The sequence below is a fragment of the Gluconacetobacter liquefaciens genome (assembly GCF_003350405.1).
GTDB lineage: Bacteria > Pseudomonadota > Alphaproteobacteria > Acetobacterales > Acetobacteraceae > Gluconacetobacter > Gluconacetobacter liquefaciens.
In genome coordinates, this window is sequence record NZ_QQAW01000003.1 from 112,558 (window position 1) to 125,808 (window position 13,251).

The following is a 13,251-nucleotide window of genomic DNA, read 5'->3' on the forward strand; positions in this document are numbered from 1 at the left end:
CGTTATGTCATCTTTTCTTCGGGGCGTCGCGGGAATAGAGACAGCAAATGGTTTTCGTTCCGCCCTCCGTCTCCGACCGGCCGACCGCCCAGGCATCGGCATTGCAAAAGATCGCGGCCGAGGCTGCCGCGCGCCAGAAGCAGGGCGTTCTGCGCCCGGCCCTGCCGCACCGCCGGCAGTTGCCGCTGCGTGTCGGCACGCGGGCGTCGCCGCTGGCGCTGGTGCAGACGCGGGCCTTTCTGACGATGCTGACGCGCTTCTGCCCCGTGCTGCGCGACATGGGGGCGTTTCAGGAGCATCAGATCAACACCACCGGCGATCAGGTCCAGAACCGCCGGCTGGCGGAAATCGGCGGCAAGGGGCTGTTCGCCAAGGAAATCCATGAGGCGCTGTCGGACGGGCGGATCGATTTCGCGGTTCATAGCCTGAAGGACCTGGAGACCACGTTGCCGCCCGGCCTGGTGCTGGCCTGCACCCTGCGGCGCGAGGATGCGCGCGATGTGCTGATCCTGCGGCCGGGGGCCGTGCAGCCGGACCAGGTCGATCCGGCGGCGCCTTTCGACAGTCTGCCCCGGGGCGCGCTGGTCGGCTGCGCCTCGGTGCGGCGGCAGGCGCAGATGCTGCATGACCGGCCCGACCTGCGCTTCGGCCTGCTGCGCGGCAATGTGCAGACGCGGCTGGACAAGCTGGCGGCGGGGCAGTGCGAGGCCACCCTGCTGGCGCTGGCGGGGCTGCGGCGGCTGGGCATGGGTGATCGGGCGGATATCATTCTCGACCCCGAGATCATGGTGCCGGCGGCTGGGCAGGGGATCGTGGGCGTGACGGTGCGGGAGAGCGACGTCGAACTGCGCGAACTGCTGTCGGCGATCGAGGATTACGAGGCGCGGGCCGTGTCTACCGCCGAGCGCGCGTTGCTGGCGGAACTGGATGGATCGTGCCGCACGCCGATTGGCGGGTATGCCCGGCTGATCGACGATGCGCAGGGTGGCGGGCCGATGTTGCGCCTGACCGGACTGGTGGCGCGGGAGGATGGGTCGTTCCTCCTGCGGCGCGTCGTGACCGGTGCGCCGGCCGATGCCGAGCGGATGGGGCGCGAACTGGGCCACAGCCTGCGGGCCGACAGCCCTGCGGATATTTTTGCGCCCTGATCGGGTGGAGGCTCCGCCGTCGGGCGGGGCACGACCGGCGGTGCTGGTGACCCGGCCGGAGCCGGGGCTGAGTGAGACCATGGCGGCCGTTACGGCGCTGGGCTGGCATGCGGTGGCGCTGCCGGCATTGCGGGCCGAGCCGATTTTGCGTGGGCCGCTGCCGGTGCGCGGCGTGCAGGCGATTCTCGTGACGAGTGGGCAGGCGGTGACCGCGCTGGCGGGGCGGGTGCCGGCGGATATGCCGATTCTGGCGGTTGGTGCCGCGACGGCGCGGCGTGCGCGGGCGGCTGGTTTTGTGCAGGTGACGGCGGCGGATGGGACGGCCGATGCGTTGGCCGATCTGGTGCGGGCGGAATGGCGCCCTGCCGGTGGTGCGCTGCTGCTGGCGACGGCGCCGGGATATGGGCTGGATCTGGCGGACGCCTTGCGGCGTGGCGGTTTCAGGGTCGTGCGGCGATGCGTTTACCGCATTCGGCCCGGGATGCCGTCTCCGGAGGAGCTGCGGGCGCTGATCGGGTGCGGTGGCGTGGCGGCGGCGTTGTTCTTTTCGGCCGAGACGGCGCGCCAGTTCCTGCGACATCTGCCGCGCGATGTACGGGATATGTTGCGCGAGGCGCGGGCCATCGCGATTTCCGACAAGGCGGCCGAGGTGCTCGCCTCGGTGCCCTGGGGGGAGATCGTCCGGGCGGCGACGCCCGATCAAGCGGCGATGCTTGCCCTGCTGGGGGTGGCGGCCGGCTAGAGCGGATCCTGTTTGAATGCGTGCATTCAAACAGGTGGAAATGCTCTGGGTGGGCCAGGCCGCCTGTCGGGCGGTCTGGCATCTGCGTCAATGGAAGGCTGCGGCGCCTGCGCTCAGATCCTCGCCTCGGGCACGGGCCTGGCGCATATAGGCGCGCGCGTGGTCCGGGATCGAGAGGGACAGCGTCAGCAGGCCGGCGAAGACATAGAGGCCGGAGAAGATCCAGATGATCCCCTCAATGCCGTGCCAGGCCTGGAACCAGGTGACGATGGCCGGGCCGACCCAGGTGCTGGCCCCGGCGCCAAGGCCCAGGGCCGACAGGGCGGCGGCCTTCTCTTTCGGGCAGATCTGCGGGACCAGACCCGACAGCGGGACGAACGCCGCGATGGTCGCGCCGTAGAAGATGCCGACCAGAGCCGCGATGAAGAAATTGCCGTGAAAGGCCAGTGGCACATAATAGAAGGCCGGGACCGAGATTGCGGCACCGAGGCAACCGGCGACCGACACCACCGTGCGATGGCCCAGCCTGTCGGCCAGCATGCCGGACATCAGGTTGAACAGGATGTTGCTCATGAACACGATCGAGAGCAGCACCAGCCACTGCGACAGGGAGAAGCCGACCACCTTGGTGAAGAAGGCGGGCATGATCACCAGGAACGCATATTCGGACGAGGTGTTGATGGTGCGGACGATCAGCGCCATGAACGTACGGGGTTCGCGCCACAGGATGGAGATCGAACCGAAGAAGATGCCGCCCACCGAGACATTGGCGGGGGCCAGGCGGCTGGCGCCGCGCGGTTCGTGCGTCATCAGCAGGGCGACGCAGCCGCCTGCGACCACCAGCACCAGCGACAGCCAGAAGGTCGTGATCTCGCCGACCAGCGGGATCGTGACGCTGGCGAACAGCGAGCCCAGGGTGGGCAGGCCACCGGAGAAGGCGAACCAGAACCAGCCGGCGGCCGAGCCCAGTTGGCGCGGCGGGGTCGCGGCGGCGATCCAGACCAGGAAGCCATAAGCGAACAGCGGATAGCCCAGGCCGCGCAGCGTGTAGGCGGCGAGCATGACCGTGTAATTGCCGGTCATGATGCCGGCCATCAGGAAGACGACTTCGAAGGCGGCCCAGATGGCCAGGCCGATCCACATGACGCGCTTCGGCCCCCACAGATCCGACAGCGGACCCGACAGCCAGGACGAGATGGACACGGCGACGCCGTAGATGGTGAACAGGAAGGCCACGTCACGCGACGTGACGCCGTGATTTTCGAGATAGGGGGCCAGGTAGCCGGCCTCGACCCCATCGCCGACCATGAACAGAAGCAGCCCGATGAAGCCCCAGAGCAGGGAGCGCGGGATGCCCATTCGTTCGACGAGGGAAGGGCTGGGAAGCAGAGTATCTGTCTGCGTCAAGGGGAGGGTCTCCTCTTTAACAGGCAGCCAACATAACGGTGAGGGGCTTCGCCTCATTACGAAGCATCGATGCAAGCTGCGTTCGAAATCGCGATGCGGCGCGCGCAAGGATCGATTCCGAAATCATCATGTAGGGATGCGCGTCCAGGACGCGGAAATCACCATTTCCATGGCGAAATCTCGGTGTGCGATAATATATCGCGTGGGACGGTTTTTATTATAAAAATATTCTGAATAGTTCAGAATAGAGTAAAACCGATATTGATTCCACATTTACGCATTGTGTGCGCAAGTGATACTTCGTTTTCTCCCGTTATCAATCTTGTGTGCGCATAGTATGAGAAATATACGCAGATTTGAAGGAGGAATATCGTAAAATATGGAGAAATTTTGGCAAATATATATCAATGTTTCTGTATATTATTCGTCAAATAAATATGTTATGTGAGGAATTATTTTCAAAAAATTGGAATTTTTTATATAAATACTGGATTATTTTTTATTATACTGTTTGATATCTGTTTAGATAAAAAAATATATGTTCTTGGATTGCTCGGGGCGGGTCGCCGTGGTCCCCAAAAGAGAAAGGCCCGCACGGGGCGGGCCTTTCCATTCGATAACAGTGACTTGGAGTGGATCAGGCATTCCCGGCCGTCTGCGGGAAGTTGGCGCGTTTGGCCTGCCACAGGGCAACGAAATCGATCGGCTGCAGCGCGACCGGCGGGAAACCGCCGTCACGGGTGACGTCGCTGATGATGCTGCGCGCGAACGGGAAGATCAGGCGCGGCACCTCGACCAGCAGGATCGGCTCGACCAGGTCGTCGGGTGCATTGCCCAGGGTCACCACCGCGGCATAGGCCAGTTCGGCGACGAAGACTGTGCGGCCAGGGGCGGCGCCTTCTTTTTCCGGTGCTTCCACGGCTTCGGCCTTGATCGATAGCACGACTTCGAAGACCGGCTGCTCGGGCGGCAGGCGGCTGGCCTGCACGTCGATGTTCACCGAAATCTGGGGATTCGAACGCAGCGTGGCGAAAATCTCGGCGCCCGAGGGGACTTCGAACGACAGATCCTTGATGTACTGGACGTTGATGGCCAACGGCAGCGCCGGCGGGGCATTCTGGCTTCCGTCGGCGGGGAGCTGGGTCGAATCTGACATGAACGAGGATTTCCTTGCGGGCAATGAAGGCGGATAACGGGTATCGCCGGTAGCATGCCCCGCGACGTTCGCCAACCTCGGGGATCGGCGGGATGGAAATTCATCCTGCCCTGTATCGTCCTGCCGCATTGTGTCGGCAGGATGCGTTGCCTATGTGTTAGGGCAATGGAGAGAGATTGCGCTGCCGGCTGGTCCGGCGCGCCTTTCGGTTAGGCGTGGTGATGGATTTTTCGTTTAGTCATTTTCCGTTCGACCTGGTGCTGTTCGGGCTGATCGCGGCGTTTCTGGCGCTGCGGCTGCGCAGCATTCTGGGCACGCGCGTGGGGGTCGAGCCCGCATCGCCCGCCGCCCCGGTGCCCCGTCCCGGCCCGGTGATCGAAGGCCGCGCCGAGCCGCCGGCCCCGTTGACCGACTATGACGTGCCGGCGCCCGAGACCCGGGTGGGGCAGGTGCTGGCGGCCATCGCCGGACAGGAGCGCGATTTCGTGCCGGCGCAGTTTCTGCGCGGGGTCGAGGTCTCGTTCCGCCAGGTGGTCCAGGCCTTCGCCGCCGGCGACCGGACCATGCTGCGCGAACGCCTGACCGCCGAGGCTTTCAACGCCTTCGATGCCGCGATCCAGTCGCGCGAGCAGGCGGGGGAGACCCAGAAGAGCGAGGTGCGCGCCATGACCAGCCTGGCGATCGTCGATGCCGCCATCGACCAGTTGGCCGGTGCGCCGCGGGCGCGGATCGACGTGCGCATCGTCTCGGACCAGATCAGCCTGACGCTGGACAAGGATGGGCACCCCGTGGCGGGCACCGATGCGGTGACCGAGTTCTCGGATCTGTGGACGTTCGAGCGTCTGCTGGGGGCGTCGATCGGTGGCGCGGCGTGGCGTCTGACGGCCAGCCGCAGCGCCTGATCGCGCGCGCCCGAGCGATCCTGTCCGGCGGCGGTTGTCCGCCCATCTTTCGCATACATAGAGCAAGTCTGGCTGTTTCCTTGAGCTATTTCCGTCTGCCTGCCGTCATGCGGGGCGTTTGTGCCGCCGCAATCCTTCTGCTGTCCGCCTGCGCCGAAACGGGGCAGGAGGGCGAGCGCCAGCCGGTCGCATTCGCCGCCCTGTCGGGTTGGGGACCGGACGAGGCGGCGCGTGCGTTGCCGGCTTTCCTGGCGGAATGCCGCTATCTGGGTCGCCTGCCGGCCGAGGCCACGCTGGGGCCTGACAGCGGGCTGGGCGCGCATGTCGGCGACTGGCTGCCGGCCTGTCAGGCGGCGACGGCGGTGCCTGCCGGAGACGGTGTGGCGGCGCAGCGCTTCTATGAAACATGGTTCGCACCGGTGCTGGTGTCGTCCTCCGCGCTCTTTACCGGCTATTACGAGCCCGAGATTCGGGGCGCGCTGTCGCGGGGGGGGATTTACCAGACACCGGTCTATCGGGTGCCGGAGGATCTCACGCGGGCGCGGGCGACCGACGGGCGTTCGGTTTCCGGCCACTGGCAGGGGGGGCGGTTCGTACCTTACTGGTCGCGGGCGCAGATCGATGCGGGGGCGCTGGCCGGGCGGAACCTGGAATTGCTCTGGGTGGCCGATCCGGCGGACCTGTTCTTCCTCCAGATCCAGGGTTCGGGCCGTGTGCGCCTGCCCAGCGGGCAGATCGTGCGGCTGGGCTTTGGCGGCAAGAACGGACAGCCTTATGTGCCGCTGGGGCGCGTGCTGGTGCAGAAGGGCGAGATGAGCGAGGATGCGGTGAGCATGCAGTCGATCCGTGCCTGGCTGACGGCCCATCCCGCCCAGGCCCGGGCGGTGATGGAGGAGAATCCGAACTACGTGTTCTTCAATGCTCTGGACGATGTGCCGGCAAGCCAGGGCGCGCCCGGTGCGATGGGCGTGCCGCTGGAACCGGGGCGCTCGGCGGCCGTGGATCGGCGCGCAATTCCGCTGGGCACGCCCGTTTGGGTTGAGACGACCTTGCCTGCGCCGGCGAACCAGACCTGGCGTCGGCTGGTCTATGCGCAGGATATCGGGACCGACATCAAGGGTGCGGGACGGGCTGACCTGTTCCTGGGCTGGGGCGATGAGGCCGAGCAGACCGCCGGCGCGATGCGCCAGCATGGTCGGATGATCGCCCTGACGCCGCGCCCCGTCGTTACCCGACCCTGATGGCACCGCGAAGCGGGCCGGGAGGCGGCACCCGTGCCCCCCGCGCCGTGCGCCAGGCGATGGGGCCGCATCTTCTGGTGCGCAACGACTGCCTGCGCGAACTGCGCCGGATGGAGGCGGATTCGGTCGATGTCGTCGTGACCTCGCCGCCCTACAATATCGGCCTGGGGTATCGGACCTATCGCGACCGCATGTCGGAAGACCAGTATCTGGACTGGATGATGGCGGTGGCGCGCGAATTGCATCGGGTGATGCGGCCTGACGGGTCGTTTTTCCTGAATATCGCGGGATCGTCGGCGCAGCCCTGGCTGCCGTTCGAACTGGCGGTGCGGCTGCGCGAGATCTTCCATTTGCAGAACCATATTAGCTGGATCAAGTCGATCTCGGTCCATGACGATACGTATGGTCATTTCAAGCCGGTCAACAGCGCGCGTTATCTGCACCGCAATCACGAGCATCTGTTCCATCTGACGCGTTCCGGCACCGTGGAACTGCGCCGGCTGGATATCGGGGTGCCGTACAAGGACAAATCGAACATCGCGCGGCGCGGGCATGAGCAGGACAGGCGCTGCCGGGGGGATACCTGGTTCATCCCCTATGAGACGGTGCGCGACAAGGCGCAGAAATTCAATCATCCGGGGACGTTCCCGGTGCAGTTGCCGCGTCAGTGCATTCGTCTGCATGGCCGGCCGGATGCGGTGGTGCTGGATCCGTTCATGGGTACAGGGACCACGCTGGTGGCTGCCCAGATGGAAAGCGCGCGCGGTGTCGGGATCGAATTGGACGCTGCCTATGTAAAAGTGGCGCGGGAGCGGCTGAAACTGGCCATGGAAGGGGATCAATCTTCCGTCTGATCGACCAGTTCAATCGTTTTTATTAAAAATATGATTTTGACAGATGTTTTCTATATCCGGCACACCCTCCCTTGAGACGAAAGTGGAGGAGTGGACGTGTCGGTGCGTAAAGCAATAGTTTCGGTCGCGGTTCTGGGGATTGTCGCCTATGGCGGCGTTGTGGGTTATCTGACCCATTTCGACCATGAAACGGCACCGACGCTGGATACCCATTCGCCGACGCTGGCGGACCCGGTGACTTCGGCCGCGTTCGCGGCGATTCGTGAGGCACGATGCGATTATTGCCATGCGCGCAATGTCGAACTGCCTTTCTATTTCCATGTGCCGGTCGCCAACCAGTTGATGCAGCGCGATGTCGACCAGGGGTTGCGCCATTTCCGCATCGAGCCGGTGATCGAGGCGTTCCAGACCGGGGCTGTTCCGTCCGAGGAGCAACTGGCGCGGATCGAGGAAGTGATTCGCCAGAACCGGATGCCGCCGACGCTGTATCTGCTGATGCATTGGCATGCCCATCTGTCGCAGGCGCAGCGTGACGCGCTGCTGAACTGGGTCGCCGCCGAGCGCCGTGCGCATTATGCGACGCCGGGTGTTGCCGCGCGCTTTGCCGGAGAGCCGGTCCAGCCCGTGCCCGAGAGCGTGCCCGTAGATGCGGCCAAGGTGGCCCTGGGCCAGCGGCTGTTCTTCGACAAGCAACTGTCGGGTGACGGCACGCTGAATTGCGCCAGTTGCCACGCGCTGGATCATGGGGGCGTGGACGGGCGCGTCACGGCGCTGGGGATTGGTGGCCAGCATGGGCCGATCAACGTGCCGACCGTTTATGATTCGGTCTTCAACAAGAGCCAGTTCTGGAACGGACGCGCCGCGACGCTGGCCGAGCAGGCGGCCGGGCCGGTGATGAACCCGCTGGAAATGGGTTCGCATGACTGGGCGATCGTGGCGGACAAGGTGAAGGAAGATCCGACCTATGTCTCGGCCTTCCATGATGCGTTCGGGTCCGACGATATCGACAAGGGGCGGATTACCGATGCCATCGCGGAATATGAAAAGACGCTGATCACGCCCGACAGCCGTTTCGACCGCTATCTGAAGGGTGACGAGCAGGCGCTGAATGCCCAGGAAAAGAACGGGTATGCGCTGTTCAAGAGCGTTGGCTGCTCGGGTTGCCATACCGGCGTTTCGCTGGGCGGGCAGGCCTTCGAGGTGATGGGGCTGGAGGGCGATTACTTCGCCGCGCGCGGCGGGGCCGTGACCGATGCCGACAAGGGGCGCTTCACCGTGACCCAGTCGCCTGACGACATGGAACGCTTCAAGGTGCCGAACCTGCGCAATATCGCGCTGACCGCGCCCTATTTCCACGATGGCAGCGTCAAGACCCTGGAAGAGGCGGTGCGGCTGATGGCGCGTTACCAGACGCCCGACCATACACTGTCGGATCATGATATCGCTGATATCGTGGCCTTCCTGCGCACTTTGACCGGCACCTATCAGGGGCAGCCCCTGGCCGGCACGCAGGCGCCCTGACGCGCCTTACTTGATGCAGCGCGCGTCCGGGCTTCGATCCGGGCGCGAACTGCTTTAAGATCAGGCGGATCGGGACGATGGGCGGCATTGGGCCGCCCGCCGGCGGGCGGGGAGAACAGGGGTGCGCCGTCGACGGGTCCTCGGGAAAGACGAAAAGGCGCTGTGGTCGGCCTTCGTGCGCGATATCCAGCCGCTGGCCCGCAGGGCTGCCCGGCCGGCGCCTTTGGACGCTGCGCCGCCGGCTCCGCCTGCCGCCGGCCCCGCGGCGGAGCGACGGGAGCGTGTTGCCCCCTCCGTGCCTGTCGCGCCGCAATCCGAGGTGCCTCGCTTGGGGCGGCCGGGCTTTACGCTGGTGCGGTCGCGGGCGGAGGTTGCCATTGGCCATCGCGGGCCGGGTCTGGACGATACGAGCTGGCGGACGCTGGTCAGCGGCAAGCTGCGCCCGTCGCGGACGCTCGACCTGCACGGCCAGAACGCCCATGCGGCCTTCCAGCGTCTGCATGGTTTTCTGATCCAGGCCCGGTCCGACAATCTGCGCTGTGTGGAAGTCATTACCGGTCTGGGGTCGGGCCGCGATGGCGGGGTTCTGCGCCGGGAACTGCCCTTCTGGCTGGGGCGCCCGGACCTGCGGCCGCTGATCCTGGCGGTGGTGCATCCGCATGCCGCCAATCAGGGATCGGTGCGTATCCTGCTGCGCCGGGCGCGCGTCTGACGCTGGTGCCGGGCGGGGAGAGGCCTATCCCAGGCGCCATTCCGCCATGTGAACGGCCAGCCAGCGGCGGAGCATCAGCACGGCGGTGATCTCGCCGGTCATGTCGTGCAGGTAGCGGCCGCAATCGGGGCCGCTGACCAGGGCGCGGCCGGCATCGTTCTTCAGCGTGTCGAGCGCGCCCTGGCTGCTGGCGAGGCCGACCGCGTGGCGCCAGCCGGCGACCTGTTCCGGCGGGGTGAGCATCGGCAGCATCAACCCGATATCGAGCGATGCGGCGGCGGCGACGATCTTCCATGCGTCGTAGAGGAGGCCGGCCGGGGGGCGGCCGCGTTCCTGATTGAAGCGTTCGGCGAAGCTCGGCACCGGCTTGCCATGCACGGTCGCGCGGACATTGTCGGTCAGCGTGAAGAGTGGCGTGGCGCCGGCCTGTTCCAGCGGGGCCAGCAGGGCGTCCAGCGCCTGGGGCGGCATGGGGTCGGAGATCTGCGCCACGTCCACCTTGCCGTCACGCAATGCGGTCAGGGCTTCCTGCGGCGTGGCGAAGCCCGTGACCGGGATCGGGCGGAAGCCGAAGATGGCCATGGCCATGACGGTGGCCAGTTCGATGCCGTGATCGCTGGACACCGCAACCCGGATCGGGCGGTCGCGCACCAGGTCGCGCAGGGTGCGGTGCAGGTCCGCCCGGCCGACCACGATGGGCGAGACCAGGCTGAACAGCAGTGGCACCCAGCGGCCGAAATCGTAATGGGCGCGAGGATCGCCGGCCAGCGAGGCCACCAGCGCCGCGCCGGGGACCAGCAGGGCGGTGGCGCCGTCCGGCACCGTCTGGGTATCGAACTGGTTGGCGCCGGTCACGCCGTCCAGCCCGCTGGTGAGGTGCGTGGCCAGCGGAGAGGGCGAGCCCAGCCCCTGTGCCAGGGCCGGGGCCAGCACGGTGCTCCAGCGGCCCGCGGCGCTTTCGGCGCTGCCGGCGACCAGCAGGGTGGGGTCGATGACGGTGCCGCCGGCAGGGGCGATGGCGGCGATGTGCGTCAGGCCACCCGCGCGGGCGGCGGCGGGAATACCGGCGAGTGCGGAGAGACCCGCCATGGCAAGAAACTGGCGGCGGTGCATGCGCATCTAGGCCCGACCGGGCCGTTGGTCAGAACAGGGAACAGGTCGGGTCGCGGGCAAAGGCGGCATCTCCACGGCAGGGGACATTCCAACGCCTGTTTCGCGCTGGAATGCGGCGAGTCTATGGCAGGTGCCGGGGAGGCCCTCGGCGGCGAAGGCGAGAGTTTACGGCCAGTGGACCTCGGGGGGAAGACTCATCAGGATCGCCTCGGTATTGCCGCCGGTCTTCAGGCCGAACAAGGTGCCGCGATCGTGGATCAGGTTGAATTCCACGTAGCGGCCACGCCGGACCAGTTGCGCGCGGCGTTCTTCCTCGGTCCAGCGTTCGGTCATGCGGTGGCGGACGATGGCGGGGTAGGTTTCGAGGAAGGCCAGGCCGACATCGCGGGTGAAGGCGAAATCGGCCGCCAGGTCGCCGGTATTCAGCCGGTCGTAGAAGATGCCGCCCAGGCCGCGCGGTTCGTTGCGGTGGGGCAGGAAGAAATAGCGGTCGCACCATTCCTTGAAACGCGGGTAGTAGGCCGGGTCGTGCGCGTCGCAGGCCGCGCGGAAGCCGGCGTGGAAGCGTACGGCATCTTCCTGGGCCTCGGGGCTGTCGGGGAACATCGGTGTCAGGTCGCCGCCGCCGCCGAACCAGCCCTGGGTGGTGATGATCATCCGCGTGTTGAAATGGGCGGCGGGGACGCGGGGATTGCACATATGGGCCACCAGGCTGATGCCGGTGGCGAAGAAGCGCGGGTCTTCGGCGGCGCCGGGGATGGTGGCGCGGAACTCGGGGCTGAACGTGCCTTCGACCGTCGAGACGTTGACGCCGACCTTCTCGAACACCCGGCCGCGCATCAGGCTGATGACCCCGCCGCCGCCCGGCGTGCCGTCCTCGTTCACGCGGTCCCACGGGGTGCGGGTGAATGTGCCGGGAGCATCGCGGCCGGGCAGGGTCTGCACGTCGCCGGCGTCCTGCTCGATCTGCTCGAAGGCGGCGCAGATGCGGTCGCGCAGGGTTTCGAACCAGGCGCGGGCCTCCTGCCTGAGATGGTCATGGGGGATGGGCGCGCGGGTTTCTGTCATGGTCGGGTCATCTTCTGCGTCGGGCGGGTCGGCGGAACGGGGGGTTTGAAACGCTGTCCATAGAGTCCGATCATGGGGGCAATTGCAAGAAGGGGCGGGGGGCCGTTATGGAAGGCGGGCGCCGTTGGGGCGGAGGATTGAGGACCGAATGACGGACGAAGGTTCCCGCGACAGGCAGGATCGACAGGAGAAGACGGGCGTTCTGCCCTGGCTGGACGCGCGACTGCCGGTCGTCTCGGCCTTTCGCCGGGAATATGTCGAGTACCGGACGCCGCGAAACCTGAACGGGCTGTGGAATTTCGGCGCGATCCTGACGGTCGTGCTGCTGGTGATGCTGGCGACGGGCATTTTCCTCGCGATCCATTACACGCCCACCGCCGCCGGGGCGTTTGCGTCGATCGAGGCGATCGAGCGCCAGGTACCGAGCGGGTGGCTGCTGCGGTCGATCCATGTGACCGGCGCCAGCATGTTTCTGGCCGCACTGTATATCCATCTGTTTCGCGGTCTGTATTACGGGTCTTACAAGGCGCCGCGCGAAATGCTGTGGCTGACCGGACTGGTGCTGCTGGCGATGGTGATGTTCACCGCCTTTGCCGGCTATGTGCTGCCCTGGGGGCAGATGTCGTATTGGGGCGCCGATGTTGCGGGCAAGGCTGTCGATGCGATTCCGGGCATCGGGCCGTGGCTGGAGCATTTTCTCCAGGGGGGCGATGCGCCGGGGGATGTGTCGCTGCATCGCTTCTTCATCCTGCACATGGTGCTGGCCTTCGCGGTGCTGGGCGTGGTGGGGGTGCATGTCGCGGCGCTGCATGTGACGGGCTCGAACAACCCGCTGGGGATCGAGCCCAAAGGGCCGCGCGATACGGTGCCGTTTCACCCTTATTATACCAGCAAGGACGCGCTGGGGCTGATCCTGTTCGCGCTGCTGTTTGCGGTGGTGGTGTTCTTTCTGCCCAACGTGGTGTTCGAGGCCGAGAATTTCCGGCCCGCTAACCCGCTGCATACGCCGGCCGATATCGAGCCCGAATGGTATTTCCTGCCGTTCTACGGGATTCTTCAGTCGGTGCCGTCGAAATTCGGCGGGTTGCTGGCCTCGGTGGGGGCGATCCTGGTGTTGTTCCTGGTGCCGTGGCTCGACCGCTCGCCGATCCGTTCGGCGCGGTTTCGGCCGCTTTATCGGGTCGGCATGGGGGTGCTGGTCGTCTGCTTCATCCTGCTGGGCTTCGTCGGCCGGCATCATGCGCAGGGGGGGTGGATGATCGCGGGGCGGATCGCGGTCGTTTATTATTTCGCGCATTTTCTGGTTCTGCTGCCGCTGTCTGCGCGGTGGGAGCGTGGGGTCGTGCTGCCGGAGAGCATTGCCGGGGGGCGCGGCGTATGAGGGGCG

Annotated in this window: 12 protein-coding genes; 8 read left to right on the plus strand and 4 right to left on the minus strand. The window is 66.0% G+C overall.

The features are described from left to right. Nucleotides 1–47 precede the first annotated feature (47 nt). Both hemC and C7453_RS06780 read left to right on the plus strand, forming a co-directional pair. Complete coding sequence (gene hemC, locus C7453_RS06775; RefSeq protein ID WP_114726795.1) at nucleotides 48–1,148, plus strand: hydroxymethylbilane synthase; 1,101 nt, start codon at nucleotides 48–50, stop codon at nucleotides 1,146–1,148. Continuing rightward, the gene (locus tag C7453_RS06780; protein ID WP_245948895.1) at nucleotides 1,138–1,890 is read left to right on the plus strand and encodes a uroporphyrinogen-III synthase; all 753 of its coding nucleotides are present in this window, start codon (nucleotides 1,138–1,140) and stop codon (nucleotides 1,888–1,890) included. The genes hemC and C7453_RS06780 overlap by 11 nt, the downstream gene beginning before the upstream one ends. 87 nt (nucleotides 1,891–1,977) lie before the next feature. On the opposite strand, the gene C7453_RS06785 is transcribed toward C7453_RS06780, so the two are convergent. Together C7453_RS06785 and secB are read right to left on the minus strand one after the other, a co-directional pair. Beyond that, nucleotides 1,978–3,297: an MFS transporter gene (locus C7453_RS06785; RefSeq protein WP_114726796.1), complete on the minus strand. Its 1,320-nt coding sequence runs from the start codon at nucleotides 3,295–3,297 to the stop codon at nucleotides 1,978–1,980. Between the two features lie 637 nt (nucleotides 3,298–3,934). Then, nucleotides 3,935–4,453 carry a protein-export chaperone SecB gene (secB, locus tag C7453_RS06790; protein WP_114726797.1) on the minus strand — a complete coding sequence of 173 codons (519 nt, stop codon included), beginning with the start codon at nucleotides 4,451–4,453 and terminating at the stop codon, nucleotides 3,935–3,937. Nucleotides 4,454–4,674: 221 nt separating this feature from the next. On the opposite strand from secB, the gene C7453_RS06795 reads away from it, so the two are divergent. The 5 genes from C7453_RS06795 (at nucleotide 4,675) to C7453_RS06815 (ending at nucleotide 9,683) form a co-directional block, all read left to right on the plus strand. Further along, complete coding sequence (locus tag C7453_RS06795) at nucleotides 4,675–5,355, plus strand: Tim44/TimA family putative adaptor protein (protein ID WP_141288812.1); 681 nt, start codon at nucleotides 4,675–4,677, stop codon at nucleotides 5,353–5,355. Nucleotides 5,356–5,462: 107 nt separating this feature from the next. Continuing rightward, on the plus strand, nucleotides 5,463–6,596 hold the full coding sequence (mltA, locus tag C7453_RS06800) for a murein transglycosylase A (protein ID WP_174787941.1): 1,134 nt from the start codon (nucleotides 5,463–5,465) through the stop codon (nucleotides 6,594–6,596). Then, the gene (locus C7453_RS06805; RefSeq protein ID WP_114726799.1) at nucleotides 6,596–7,450 is read left to right on the plus strand and encodes a DNA-methyltransferase; all 855 of its coding nucleotides are present in this window, start codon (nucleotides 6,596–6,598) and stop codon (nucleotides 7,448–7,450) included. The genes mltA and C7453_RS06805 overlap by 1 nt, the downstream gene beginning before the upstream one ends. Before the next feature lie 96 nt (nucleotides 7,451–7,546). Further along, on the plus strand, nucleotides 7,547–8,971 hold the full coding sequence (locus C7453_RS06810) for a cytochrome-c peroxidase (RefSeq protein ID WP_114727048.1): 1,425 nt from the start codon (nucleotides 7,547–7,549) through the stop codon (nucleotides 8,969–8,971). 121 nt (nucleotides 8,972–9,092) lie between these two features. Beyond that, nucleotides 9,093–9,683, plus strand: a complete 591-nt coding sequence (locus C7453_RS06815) for a Smr/MutS family protein (protein ID WP_114726800.1) — start codon at nucleotides 9,093–9,095, stop codon at nucleotides 9,681–9,683. A gap of 24 nt (nucleotides 9,684–9,707) precedes the next feature. On the opposite strand, the gene C7453_RS06820 is transcribed toward C7453_RS06815, so the two are convergent. Continuing rightward, nucleotides 9,708–10,802, minus strand: a complete 1,095-nt coding sequence (locus tag C7453_RS06820) for a type 2 periplasmic-binding domain-containing protein (RefSeq protein ID WP_114726801.1) — start codon at nucleotides 10,800–10,802, stop codon at nucleotides 9,708–9,710. A 159-nt stretch (nucleotides 10,803–10,961) separates the two neighbouring features. Then, entirely contained in the window at nucleotides 10,962–11,864 is a 903-nt protein-coding gene (hemF, locus tag C7453_RS06825; protein ID WP_114726802.1) for an oxygen-dependent coproporphyrinogen oxidase, read from the minus strand. 148 nt (nucleotides 11,865–12,012) lie between these two features. Here hemF and C7453_RS06830 point away from each other — a divergent pair, with 148 nt between their 5' ends. Next, the gene (locus C7453_RS06830) at nucleotides 12,013–13,245 is read left to right on the plus strand and encodes a cytochrome b (RefSeq protein ID WP_114726803.1); all 1,233 of its coding nucleotides are present in this window, start codon (nucleotides 12,013–12,015) and stop codon (nucleotides 13,243–13,245) included. The last annotated feature ends 6 nt before the right edge of the window (nucleotides 13,246–13,251 follow it).

Excerpts from the sequence above, each read along its gene's own strand:
- hemC (WP_114726795.1), top strand. The coding sequence starts at position 48 with ATGGTTTTCGTTCCGCCCTCCGTCTCCGACCGGCCGACCGCCCAGGCA.
- secB (WP_114726797.1), bottom strand. The coding sequence starts at position 4,453 with ATGTCAGATTCGACCCAGCTCCCCGCCGACGGAAGCCAGAATGCCCCG.
- C7453_RS06795 (WP_141288812.1), top strand. The coding sequence starts at position 4,675 with ATGGATTTTTCGTTTAGTCATTTTCCGTTCGACCTGGTGCTGTTCGGG.
- mltA (WP_174787941.1), top strand. The coding sequence starts at position 5,463 with ATGCGGGGCGTTTGTGCCGCCGCAATCCTTCTGCTGTCCGCCTGCGCC.
- C7453_RS06805 (WP_114726799.1), top strand. The coding sequence starts at position 6,596 with ATGGCACCGCGAAGCGGGCCGGGAGGCGGCACCCGTGCCCCCCGCGCC.
- C7453_RS06820 (WP_114726801.1), bottom strand. The coding sequence starts at position 10,802 with ATGCGCATGCACCGCCGCCAGTTTCTTGCCATGGCGGGTCTCTCCGCA.
- hemF (WP_114726802.1), bottom strand. The coding sequence starts at position 11,864 with ATGACAGAAACCCGCGCGCCCATCCCCCATGACCATCTCAGGCAGGAG.
- C7453_RS06830 (WP_114726803.1), top strand. The coding sequence starts at position 12,013 with ATGACGGACGAAGGTTCCCGCGACAGGCAGGATCGACAGGAGAAGACG.